Raw genomic sequence first — 12,384 nt, 5'->3', positions numbered from 1 at the left:
GGCCTGGGTGATATTGTTTTCATATGGCTCACTGGCGTTCACAAAGAATAAAACACCATCATAAATACAAAGTTGCTCAAATATCCATTTTTTTAAAGTTAACAGGCTGATGCTCACGCAGGTGATAAATACAAAATTGTGCAATTCATTCAGGTTTCAGTGATATGAGTTTACCTGGAACATCTCCCTCTCGGTTATTGTCGTTTATTCCCTCCCGCGCACTTAATATTTTCAAACTGATGCTTGATTAATACAGGCGACATCGATCGATTACCACCTTTTGATAGTCACAGGCTATCGCGTGATTATAATTGATCGTTTTTGACTATCCTTTGATTGTGTGTATAATGATCAAAATACACTGTTGTCGCGAGAATTTTATGTGTAAACAACACTATAGCGTCTGACTGAGATTGTTTATTTTCATCTGTAGCCGTTCTTTTTTTGCTCGTAAGTAATAGCCTGGTTTTTAATCCTGGGAAGGAAAATCACATGGATGAGTGCACGTGCTGGCCCGAAAATGATTCTGTTTCTGGAAAGTGGGGCATGGCTATTACTGAGATAGCGGGCAGAGAAAATCTTTACTTTGTTAATCTTGATGAATCTCCATTTTATATATTTTTAATATGCCCTCAGGTTTTTAATTTAAAAAGGGGCATCATTATCCCCTGCCAGGCATTATATCCATTGCCGCTCTTATTATTGACCGAGTTTACCTCTGTATATGCCATATTCCCCTCAGACTGCAGGCCTGAGCGGGTTGCCGGTGAGATTAGGCAGGCACCTGACAACGGAGAAAAAAATATCCAATACTCCGAAACCCGTTTTCTCACGCCTTTTGAATTCAGGCTTCTGCACTTATTCATGCGGGCAGTCAGTATGAAAGATATCCCCTGCACCATTCTATGCACGGCCTGCGTATACCAGGAGCTATCAGAGAAAATGCAGCTCACGCACAAGGGAATGTCCGTTTACATGAAGCGGTGCGGGATATGAAAAACGACGTGATGCTGATTGTATTGACTGAAAACCACTGGTTATACACGGGGCTTGCTGCACTGCTGCCTGAAATGGACTCCCTCCGTATCGGGTTCAGTTCGCCATACCTGCCTCCGGAGGTCAGGGCTGCCGGGCGGGTAATCATCGCGGTGGACAGCCGGATTGTGCTCCGGGGGGAGTGGTCGGCCCTGAATGCCCTTCATGCGCTTCGACCAGATGCCACACGGGTCTGGCTGGCCTGCGAACAGAGCGGCAGGTTATGTCCGTTTGCAAATCAGAGATACCTCTGCGTTAGTCAGCGACAGGATATTACCTCGTTACGCCTGGCTTTACGTCAGTCAGGGCAATACTCACAGGGAAAATTTGCCCGTATCAAAAATATTAACCTGACACTCACCGAGCGTCACATGCTGCCGTTTTTTTTGTCAGGGATGAGCATTCATCTGGTTTCCCGTATAACCGGAAAACCCTTAAAGACACTCTACGCACATCGAAAAAAAATTCTTGAGAAGACCGGAATGCGGCAACTGGCATTTCTACAGTTTGTGAATGAACGAAACCAGGGATTACCAGGCATTTTTAGCTTAGAGGGCGTTAATAAATAGAAAACAAATTTGAAGCGGCATGAGGATGCAAGAAGGAAGGGGGGAGCCCCTCCCGATGCAAGCCTCCGTATCGCGCCGTGGAGTGGCCTCCAGAGAAACGGCAGCTGACGCATCACGGCATTGCAACTTACAACCCCCGTTCTCTGGAACTCACTTATTTGTACACAGCCGACGTCCGGACAGAACCGGCGTATTTTATGGAGTCATTTGTGAAGACATCATCCTTAGTTCCCGTGTCGCTGAGAATGCGATTATTTGCCTGGCTAAACATCGCCGTACAGGCAGCCTTTCCCCTGGCGGTCGCTTTTACGCCCGCGGTCGCCGGCACGGCCGGCAGTGACGGACGTTTTCTGCATGAGCAGGCAGTGTCAGCAATGCAGACCCGGGTGTACACCCTTGGTGAGGGGGAGAGCGTTTCGTCCGTTGCCAGAAAATACAATATGTCCGTAGATTCACTGCGTAAACTGAACCAGTTCCGCACTTTCGCTCACGGATTTGACCACCTGCAGGCGGGGGATGAGCTGGACGTTCCTGTGGCTCCGCTCCCGGAAGTTCGCTGGGATGATACGCCGTCAGGGGCGGTTTCAGACAAAAAGGAAAAGGAAGATGATGCGCAGACGAAAGTCGCCGGCTATGCCTCACAGGCCGGTAATTTCATCTCAGCCAGCACCAGAAGCGACGCGGCAGCGTCCATGGCGCGCGGGATGGCGAGCGGTGCTGCCAGTGGTGAAATCCAGCAATGGCTGAGCCGTTTCGGTACGGCCCGCGTACAGCTGGATGCGGATAAAAACTTCTCCCTCAAAAACTCACAACTTGACCTGCTTGTCCCGTTGTACGAACAAAAGGACAGGCTTGTTTTTTCTCAGGGCAGCATTCACCGCACCGATGACCGGACTCAGGCTAATCTTGGTGCCGGCGTCCGGCGCTTCTATGATGCATGGATGTTCGGTGCCAACAGCTTTCTCGATTACGACCTGTCCCGGGACCACGCCCGTGCCGGCGCCGGCCTTGAATACTGGCGAGACTTCCTGAAGCTGGGCTTTAACGGATATATCCCCCTGACCGGGTGGAAGGATTCCCCTGACCTGACCGATTACCAGGAGCGTCCGGCCAGAGGCTGGGATGTCAGGGCACAGTACTGGCTTCCGGCGCTGCCACAGCTCGGCGGCAAGCTGACCTATGAGCAGTACTATGGCAAAGAAGTCGCCCTGTTCGGTATTGACAGTCGACAGCGTGACCCGCACGCCATTACGGCGGGGATTAACTATACGCCGGTGCCGCTGCTGACGTTCAGTGCAGAGCAGCGTCAGGGGGCCGGGTCAAACGCCGAAACACGCTTTGGCGTGGACATGAATTACCAGCTGGGTATGCCCTGGCAGCACCAGATTAATCCGGACGCGGTGGCTGCCATGCGCAGCCTGGCCGGTAGCAGATATGACCTGGTGGAGCGCAATAACAACATCGTGCTGGAGTACCGCAAGAAAGAGGTTATTCGCCTGAAGACGGCCGATCTGGTGACGGGGCATACCGGGGAGCAGAAGTCTCTGGGGGTATCCGTCAACAGCAAGTACGGTCTGGAGCGCATTGACTGGTCAGCTTCATCACTCATCGCCGCGGGAGGAAAAATCGTGCAGAGCGGAGAGGACTGGGCCGTGGTGATGCCGGTTTACCGGGCTGACGTCAACAGCTATACCGTGCAGGGTGTGGCGGTGGACAGAAAAGGAAACCGCTCAAATCAGGCTGAAACTCAGGTGACGGTGCAGGCGCCTCAGGTCAGCGCGGTGCAGAGTACGTTCACGCCCGCCACCTCTTCGCTGGCTGCGGACGGCAGGAGTGTGCAGGCTCTGACCCTGAGTCTGCGGGACGGGAATAACCAGGCGGTGGACATGGATGTGAAGGACATCAGCCTGAAAAACAGCACGCTGAAAAGCGCCACGGTATCGGCACTGACCCGAAAATCCGCGGGCGTGTACACCGTGACGGTGACGGCGGGCACGGATGTTGAGACGGTGACGTTAACACCGTCGGTAAGTGGCGTCACGCTCTCCCCGGCCGGAGTGACCATCAGCAGCACCACGCCGGATGCGGGACAGTCGGTGTTCACGGCGAGCCCGGAGACCATTGCGGCTGACAACGCGGCCACCTCTACGCTGACACTGGTTGCGAAGGACGCGCAGGGTAACGCCCTGACGGGACTGAAGGACAGTCTGACATTCACGGTAAAAGACAGCGGTGGTCAGACACCGGCCAGCGGTATCATCACGGAAAGCGCCATCACGGAGAGCAGCACAGCGGGTACCTACACGGCTACCCTGAAGGGGACCACGGCGGGTCAATATACCGTGGTGCCGGAGTACAACGGTACCGCGATAGGCAGTCTGAGTGCAACGGTGACGCTGACGGCCACCACGCCGGACCAGAGCCAGTCCCTCATCGCGCGGGACAAGGACACCTACGTCTCAGGCGACGACATCACCATCAAGGTGACGCTGAAGGACAGGAACGGCACGGCCCTGACGGGCGATGCGGGCCTGCTGACCACCTCCACGGTGACGGTGCCGAACGCAACGCTTAAAACGGACAGCAGCTGGAAGGACAACAGCGACGGAACCTACACGGCGACGTACACGGCAGGGACGATGAGCACAGACAATCAGGCATCGCTGAAGCTTGCCGGGTGGGACACGCCGCCGAAGTCTGAGAAGTATGCCATTACGCTGAGAGATGAGGCCCCCGCATCCATCAATACGCATGTCAATGCTTACACCTTTACACAGACCAGTGAAGAGGGGACATTCCCGACCACCGGCTTTACCGGGGCGACGTTCACCATCGTGCCGAAGGACAGCAAGAGCGCGACTGACTACACATGGAAATCCGACGCCAGCTGGGTATCAGTGGCCAGTGGAGTGGTGAAGTTCACCGGCACGGGGACGGGCAGTAAAGTGACCATCACCGGCACCCCGACCAGTGGTCAGGGGAAAATCATTAAGTACAGCTTCACGCTTAAGAGTTGGTTCATAAATAATGGGCCCACCACAATGACCTGGCCCGAAGCGAAAACTTACTGCTCATCGCAGCCGGGTTATTCGCTGGCGACGGTGGCACAAATGTCACTTCATACCAATTATACAGCCACAAGGATTCGTGGCACGGGTGCTTTGTGGAATGAATGGGGCAACGTAGCTGGATACGGAGGTGCAGGTTTCAGCAGAAGTGGATACTGGACGGTTGAGCAAAATACAAGCAATCAATACTACTATGTCATAGTCATGGGCATTGGTTCCATACTCAGCAACCTCGAGGAGGCCAAGGGTTGGATAGCATGTCGCAGGGGACTTTAGTTTATCTTTCGTTCACCTGCGGCAGCCTCAAGGTCAGTGTGGTGTAACATCAGGGTCTTTAGCATTTGGTCTTTAACCTTTTTTATTGTGGTTTTTATACTTCCCCGTGGGAACGCGGGCGAGTATAAGGAGAATGAATGATGGATATAAAGGAGAGGCTGGCGCTGAGTTCCCATCCGGGAAAGCTTACGCTTATTCGGACGGGCATGGGCTTAACCGGGGACTGCAGGTTATTCCGGGGCTAGAGTAGACAGATTCGATGCCACCGACACGGAATGGGGAGGATGCACCGTATGACAGCCATCATTAACAAAGCGGGAGGGGCACCGGTGTAATGGACGTACTATTCAGCGTGCCGGCTGACGCAGTGTGAAAATATTCTATCGCGGGATAAGGAAGTGAGAAAGGGACACGGATTTCGGATTATGCTGACGGAGTTTTGTTGTGAGAAGGCGGAGGATGATGTGAGGGCTGTTCAGCAAACAGTGTAACGATGTTCCGTGTACGAGGCAGAGGGCACAGCATCAGAGCTGGCTAGGGCAAAGAGGTGCTAGAAAAATATAAGACACCGGAACCGCTACACGGTAACGCACGCCCTGCAAGGGCGCTAAGTTCAATCCGGAAGCACGTTGGGTGACACACATAACCTATATACGAACCCACGAAGGCTGGCTGTATCTTGCCGTGGTCGTTGATCTGTCCTCGTGCAAAGTTATTGGTTGGTCAATGCAACCCCGAATGATAAAAGATATTGTCCTGCACGCACTTCTGATGGCCGTGTGGCAAAGTAATCTTCAAAAATGCTGGTTCATTCTGATCAGTGTAGCCAGTACACAAGCTATGAATGGTAGCCGTTCATGAAATCTCACTGACTGGAAGGCAGTATGAGCCTGACCTGTCCCCAGTATTAAACACAATGATCAAATAGGAGATGAGCGGAAGATAAATCATGACCACCTGATTTAAGAAGCATATTTAATTAATTTAACATAAGATAGATTACACGCACTAAGGCTGTAATAGCAAAGTTCTAATGTCCGCTTTGGGCTAAAAGTTAAGATGTCCGTCACGTAGACTCACCATCGAGGGATTCTGATGACGGCTCATGCAGCGGAGTTTTTCACTTTGGACGAAGTTAACCGACTCAAAATCATTCAGGATGTTGTCGATCGTCGACTGACCACACAGATGGCCGCGCGTCGCCTGGGTATCTCCGATCGTCAGTGCCGACGACTTCTTTCGCGTTACCGCGAATACGGCCCGATTGGTATGGCTAACCGTCGTCGGGGAAAACTCAGCAATAACCAGCTCCCAGCTGGTTTTGCCCAGTATGCACTCGGCATAATCCGCGAACGCTACACCGACTTTGGGCCAACGCTGGCGTGTGAAAAACTCGCAGAACTTCACGATGTCCATCTGTCCAAAGAAACTGTCCGGTCGCTTATGGTCAAAGCCGGTCTCTGGGTTCCCCGCAAACAACGAGCGCCAAAGATTCAGCAGCCACGCTATCGACGAGCCTGTTGTGGTGAGCTGACCCAGATTGATGGCTGTGACCATCACTGGTTCGAGAACCGAGCGTCCGCCTGTACTGCGCTGGTCTACGTTGACGATGCAACAAGCCAGTTGATGCAGCTTCGCTTTGTAAAATCGGAATCGACGTTTACCTATTTTGAAGCTACACGAGGCTATCTGGAAAAGCATGGTAAACCACTGGCGTTGTACAGCGACAAAGCCAGCGTTTTCAGAATCAACAATAAAAACGCAACCGGTGGCGATGGCTATACCCAGTTTGGACGTGCGATGCATGAGCTGAATATCCAGACCATCTGCGCCAACACTAGCTCAGCCAAAGGCCGTGTTGAACGTGCCCATCTTATACTTCAGGATCGCCTGGTAAAAGAATTCCGGCTCAGGGGAATATCTTCAATAGAGGCAGCCAATAATTATGCTGATGAGTTTATGTCCGATTACAACCAGCGCTTTGCGAAAGCTCCCCGGCATGACTTTGATGTGCATCGGCCACTTGAAAATGATGATGATTTGGCCGCATTTTTCACATGGCGGGAACCGCGCCGAGTTTCAAAATCTCTGACGGTACAGTATGATAAAGTGCTCTATCTGATTGAAGATAATGAATTAAGCCGAAGGGCTATCGGCAAATATATTGATGTCTGGCACTACCCGGATGGACGGAAAGAACTCCGGCTAAACGGGGACGTTCTTCCCTACTCCACCTACGATCGTCTTCAGGAAATCGACCAGGGCGCTATCGTGGACAACAAGCGCCTCGGGCGCACACTCGAATTTATCAAACTGGTTCAGGACAAACGCGACAATAACCGGTCACAGGCCCTACCTGCCGGTGATGGCCCCTCGCGGCGGAAAAGCAAACCTACTGAGAAGAAATCCCAACGCTCACTTAACGGCGACGATATGCTTGATGCGTTGAAGACATTGCAGTCACGTTCTGGAGACATTTTTGGTAAAAGGAAATAACTTCAATGATATGATATACAATGGAAAGTCTAGGGAAACCGGGGTAAAGTTCGGGTGTCACTGAACCCCGAACCGCTTCGCGGTCAGAATTTCGTCACCATATAACATTGTTGAGGACTTTAAATTGGCAATTTTTGAACTTTTTTCCAAAAGACAAAAAAAATTAAGAGGAGAAGTTCCTGACATATATCAATATACGAAAATTTCAAATTCTTTCCGTGTTCAGGTTATCCATATTGTACGGGATACCATCGGTGAAGATGTTGGGTATGGTGAAGGTAGCGGACTATATAAATTAATTCACCAAACCTTATGTAAGGAATACGGTGTTTTTTCATTGAAGGAACGCGCCCGAAATAATTTCGAGGCCATTTATGAATCGTTTCTTAATGAGAATAATTATGAGAATTGTCTGGATGTAATCGAGATTTCTTTTAAATTAATTGATGGCTATGTGCGGAATAATGAATGGAAATTCAGAGGGAATAAGCAACAACCGGAAGATGCCATTGATGAGTTAAATATAAGATTCAAAGAGTCGGGCCTAGGGTATCAGTTTGAATCTGGAGAATTGATAAGAGTTGACTCGCAGTTTTTGCATTCAGAGGCAGTAAAGCCAACGCTACAACTGCTTGGTAAACAAAGTGATTACATTGGCTCGAATGATGAATTTTTGTCCGCTCATGAGCACTACAGACATCAGCGATATAAAGAATGTTTAAATGATTGCCTAAAATCCTTTGAAAGTTTAATGAAGGCCATACACAGGAGGAATAAGTGGCAATTTAATGATACGGACACTGCCAAAAAGTTAATTAATAGCTGCCTGAGTAATAACTTAGTACCGGAGTATCTTCAAAACCAGTTTTCCTCCATTCGCATTCTCCTTGAAAGCGGCATTCCTACGATAAGAAATAAAGAAGGTGGGCATGGACAAGGTTCTGAAGTGACAACAGTGCCTGAATATTTAGCTAGCTACACACTACATTTAACTGCTACTAATCTTTTATTCCTGGCTAAGTGTGAAGAGAACTACAACAAGTAATAATTAGTGGTTCACGCAATGACGTTATGCTAAAGAGGCCGCTGCGGAAGAAATTTTCGCAGCGGCCATTTTCAACAAATGGACATTTCAACTTTGCCCCACCCTGGACATCTGAACTTAGCTTTGACAAAGGCTGTAGCTGCAATATTCTGATGTCACTTTTACCCATTTAGTGGTTAGGGGAAATTCCTCCCTGTGCAGGCTGCAATGGCGTTCTGGTGCCGCCTCAGTACCTCTGGCCCTTTCATGCGGTTATACTTTTAAAAAAAACAGGAGGCTGGCGTGAAACTGAAAGTGCAGGATCTGAAACTGTTTAACCAAGTCTTTGAGAGCGAACCAGGCTGGATACTCGATTTTTCCAACCGTAGGCTGTCGGCTTTTTTTGATGAAGAGCTGAACATTAATATTGATGATGAACGCTATCAGACGGAGGGAAAGTCAAAAGCCAGACGGGTCAGATGCCTGCTGAAACAGGTGGATAGTGACACCGTCCTGCGGGTGCTGGCCGCCCTCTGGCAGCATAAAACGGAGTCCACCCCAGAGCAGGCAGAGCTGAGTCGTCAGGACTATCATGCCCTTATCTCCCGCCTCGAAAATGCAGACGCCGGTGCGGCCAGAGGTGCCAGGCCCGTCCGACTCTGGCACAGTGTGGACTGGCCTTCACTGATAGCCGAAATGAACGAGATGAAAACCATGCCCCCGCACCCGAGGGGGTTCAGGTTTGAACGCTGGCTGGCGGAGTTGTTCACCGTCTTTCAGCTTTCTCCCCGCGGATCATTCCGTAATACGGGCGAACAGATCGACGGCAGCTTCCGGCTGAATGAGGATTTTTTTCTTTTGGAGGCGAAATGGCACCAGAACCGGACGCCGGCGGCCGATCTGCATATCTTTGAAGGGAAACTCAGTACCAAAGCAGCAGGAACACGGGGAGTGTTCATCAGCTGGATGGGCTTTACGCCCGAAGGTTTGACTGCCTTCGGGAAAGGCAAGCGGGTGATCTGTGTCAGCGGCTACGATCTTTACCATTCCCTCAGCCACGGCATCGCACTGCCCGATCTGCTTGATGCCAAGCTCCGGCACGCGGCGGAAACGGGTGAGCCCTGTGCGAAACTTGACCGTCTTTTTGCCCTTAAAGACAGGATGCAGGCGAGCTGAAACCGCCTGCCGCCCGGCGTCAGACATTATCCATACAGAGCCGGACTAACGTCGCGCGGTCTGCCATCCTGCCTCCGGCGCCCTCCTGGTGCGTGACCGCGTTCTCAGCATCTGAAGTGCGGGAGCGCCAGAGGTGCGAGAATGGTCTTTCCTGAGACCAGCAGGGCTCAGGAGGAAAACCTTTCACCGGGAGAGGAAATAACGGCAAATCAGACGGGCTGGCACAACTGCCCCGGGGGAGTGCCATATCAGCAAATAATACTCATAATTATTGCTTTGTCTGCAATAATCCATAAATCACAACAATCCGATTATTTTTGTGCTCATCCTGCAATAATCCATTTCTCCTTATCCTGAGATCCGAAAACCGGCAGAGTCGGAAATTTTGCGGGCGGGCGGCTTTTACGTTTAAATATCGCTACTTTTATTTGCGTCCTGATACTCGGAGATATTCATGACCAGGCCGATAGAGACTCGTTCTGAGTTTGAGAAGAAGGTGAATGCCGGAGAGGTTATTCTGGAGCCGCCTCGCCAGCCTGGCAGAGATGCCGCCACTGGTCGTTTCGTTTCAAATAAGCGCCTGCCCGGGATGCTTCCGACGTTTCTGATACGCCAGCAGATGAATATCACGTTCTATAACGATATTGATGTGGAGGCCTTTAAGCGGGAAGTGCGTGAACAGGTCAGCCGGATACAGGACGATATCAGAGAGGATCGGTTCAGTGAAGCAGGGATCAGCTATCAGCAGTTTATCGACCAGTATGATGACTGTTTCGCCATGCCTTCCCCGGAGGGGTTTGAGGTGGTTAGACGGCGCGGTATCGATCTCTATGCCACTCTGGAACGCCAGGGAACGAATCTGACTGAGGAACTACATTTACAAAACAACCCCGACGCAGAATCTCTGCGGCGTTTTAGTGGTATCACAGATGCCCATATCAATCTGTTTTTTTATATGCTCGAACTGAATCTGGCGCTCTGTAACAAGATAGACATCGTTCAGGGGCAGTTACTCAAAAAACTGGCCCAGCTTGAAAATCGCCTGACCGCTTTGTTGAAAATCTACATCTATGGCGACAGGAAGGGAAACATCGGGTATGACGACATACCGGCGAGCAAGACACTGTATGGCTGGATTCTACTGGAGCAGAATAACTTGCGTGTCGCTATGGAAATTTACGACACCGATCCGGTTCTGCGGACCCACGAAGGGTTTGCTGAACTACATGAAGAGGTATTTGATGTCTATAAAACAACATGGGAACACATACCGATTTCGTCAATTAAGCGTGAACAATTCAACGATCGCGGTCTGACGAATCTCCGTGTGGAGATAGCCCAGAAACTGTGTTATTACCTGCAACAAATACAGCAAATCCGCCAGTACATTGATGAACTGACCCACGGCAGTGACGCCGCTGTTCCGGCCGAGGCGACTGTCGATATCCGCTCGCTCCTGAACCCCCAACCACCGGAATAAGCCAGATCGCCCGGTCCACTGGACCGGGTTTCACCCCGCCACCTGGCTTAGGCTGGAAGATACCTGGCCAATTCGCTATCAATATAGTCCCCGAGCCTCCCCGCCACCTCGTCAATATTAATCGTGTTGTTCTCCTCAGGCGTGCCGTTCGAGTACAGGTGGAAGAACGTGTACCCCTCCACAAACCGGAAACCGATCTCCAACTGCTCTTTCACCGTCACCGGCATGCTGTAAGGGCTGGCCACGTTAAAGATCCGCTCAGGTATTTTCGGGAAGGCGAAGGTCAGCCAGCTTTCAATTTTCGGTACTGTTTGCCCTTTGCGGGCAGGATTGAGCGTCACCCGAACCTGCCAGGCACCATACTCATAACCCTCCGGCTGGTATATCTCGACCGTACAGTACGTACCTGTAAGCAACGTCGAGTTAACTACAGCCACGGCCTGATGAAGGCCCATCTCGGTCATGCGGGATTCGGCCCTCTCCAGCGCGGCGTTAAAGACTTTCTCTTTTTTCAGCAACAGGGTTTTTCCATAGCTGTTCGGAACATCTTCCAGAACGCTGTGGCAGAGGATCAGTGCCAGGTAGGCCTCGCCAAGCGAAGACTGCACGTAGTGCTGAAGATGTTCGCCGGCGCGTCCGGTGGTGTCGTACAGACGCATGTCACTCTTGATCATACCGATATCAATGGCCAGTGCCTGACAGTGTTGTAGGCGGGCCTCTTCGGTCAGCCTGTCCTCGTTCATCAACAGGACGACCTGCGCGAGCCGGGGCCGGGCAGCCTGCAGACTTTCCAGGGTATTCTTCAGTGACTCTTCCGGCCGGTAGACGCGGGTTTCGACGGTAAACGGCAGGCTGTCGTTCTGGTCGATATACTGATAGAACGCGGTCATGGCCTGGGTAGCTGAATACCCCAGTTGTTGTAATTTCGTATCGACGCGTTCTTTCAGCGCCGCATCCAGGCGGACGTTAATCATGGCTAAAGGCATGGTTATTTTCCTTAGATGGATATTTATGTAAAGCATTATTGCTTTACTGTTTCGTGTAGCATATATGCTTTACATATTATGTAAAGCACTTTTGCTTTACTCTATTTTTGCCAGTGGTGCATTTATTCGTAGTGATTGCACTCTTTCCGGCATTAATGCACTGGGCTTCACAGTGATGTTAATTTATTGCTACTCATGCAACAGTCTGTCATTTCTCTCCCGCAGATCCGATTTCTGGTAGTTCCGGATCTGCCTGACCCCCTCCGGCGCGCAG

8 protein-coding genes and 2 pseudogenes are annotated in these 12,384 nt (G+C 51.0%); 9 read left to right on the top strand and 1 reads right to left on the bottom strand.

Annotation, left to right across the window (positions count from 1 at the left end):
- Positions 1-492 precede the first annotated feature (492 nt).
- From WFN87_RS22310 to WFN87_RS22275, 9 genes and pseudogenes are all read left to right on the top strand, one after another.
- Positions 493-996: a hypothetical protein gene (locus WFN87_RS22310; protein WP_336983767.1), complete on the top strand. Its 504-nt coding sequence runs from the start codon at positions 493-495 to the stop codon at positions 994-996.
- Positions 993-1,604, top strand: coding sequence for a transcriptional regulator (locus WFN87_RS22305; protein WP_336983766.1), 612 nt, complete (start codon positions 993-995; stop codon positions 1,602-1,604). The genes WFN87_RS22310 and WFN87_RS22305 overlap by 4 nt, the downstream gene beginning before the upstream one ends.
- 209 nt (positions 1,605-1,813) lie before the next feature.
- Entirely contained in the window at positions 1,814-4,948 is a 3,135-nt protein-coding gene (locus WFN87_RS22300; protein WP_336983765.1) for an inverse autotransporter beta domain-containing protein, read from the top strand.
- Positions 4,949-5,295: 347 nt separating this feature from the next.
- Positions 5,296-5,439 (top strand): annotated as a pseudogene (locus WFN87_RS24220) (hypothetical protein); the annotation flags it as partial.
- 127 nt (positions 5,440-5,566) lie between these two features.
- Positions 5,567-5,796, top strand: a pseudogene (locus WFN87_RS22295) (DDE-type integrase/transposase/recombinase); the annotation flags it as partial.
- A gap of 247 nt (positions 5,797-6,043) precedes the next feature.
- Positions 6,044-7,444 (top strand): ISNCY family transposase, encoded by a 1,401-nt coding sequence (locus WFN87_RS22290; RefSeq protein WP_336983764.1) that lies wholly within the window; start codon positions 6,044-6,046, stop codon positions 7,442-7,444.
- A 124-nt stretch (positions 7,445-7,568) separates the two neighbouring features.
- Entirely contained in the window at positions 7,569-8,489 is a 921-nt protein-coding gene (locus WFN87_RS22285; protein WP_336983763.1) for an STM4504/CBY_0614 family protein, read from the top strand.
- Between the two features lie 282 nt (positions 8,490-8,771).
- On the top strand, positions 8,772-9,644 hold the full coding sequence (locus tag WFN87_RS22280; protein WP_336983762.1) for a restriction endonuclease: 873 nt from the start codon (positions 8,772-8,774) through the stop codon (positions 9,642-9,644).
- 454 nt (positions 9,645-10,098) lie between these two features.
- The gene (locus WFN87_RS22275) at positions 10,099-11,124 is read left to right on the top strand and encodes a hypothetical protein (protein ID WP_336983761.1); all 1,026 of its coding nucleotides are present in this window, start codon (positions 10,099-10,101) and stop codon (positions 11,122-11,124) included.
- 47 nt (positions 11,125-11,171) lie between these two features.
- Here the strand turns inward: WFN87_RS22275 and WFN87_RS22270 are convergent, their stop codons facing one another.
- Positions 11,172-12,110, bottom strand: coding sequence for a type II toxin-antitoxin system RelB/DinJ family antitoxin (locus WFN87_RS22270; protein ID WP_336983760.1), 939 nt, complete (start codon positions 12,108-12,110; stop codon positions 11,172-11,174).
- Positions 12,111-12,384: the final 274 nt, after the last annotated feature.

The organism is Cedecea sp. AS113 (assembly GCF_037152415.1).
In the GTDB taxonomy this organism is placed as follows: Bacteria; Pseudomonadota; Gammaproteobacteria; order Enterobacterales; family Enterobacteriaceae; genus Cedecea.
This window is presented reverse-complemented; position numbering and strand designations above follow the sequence as displayed.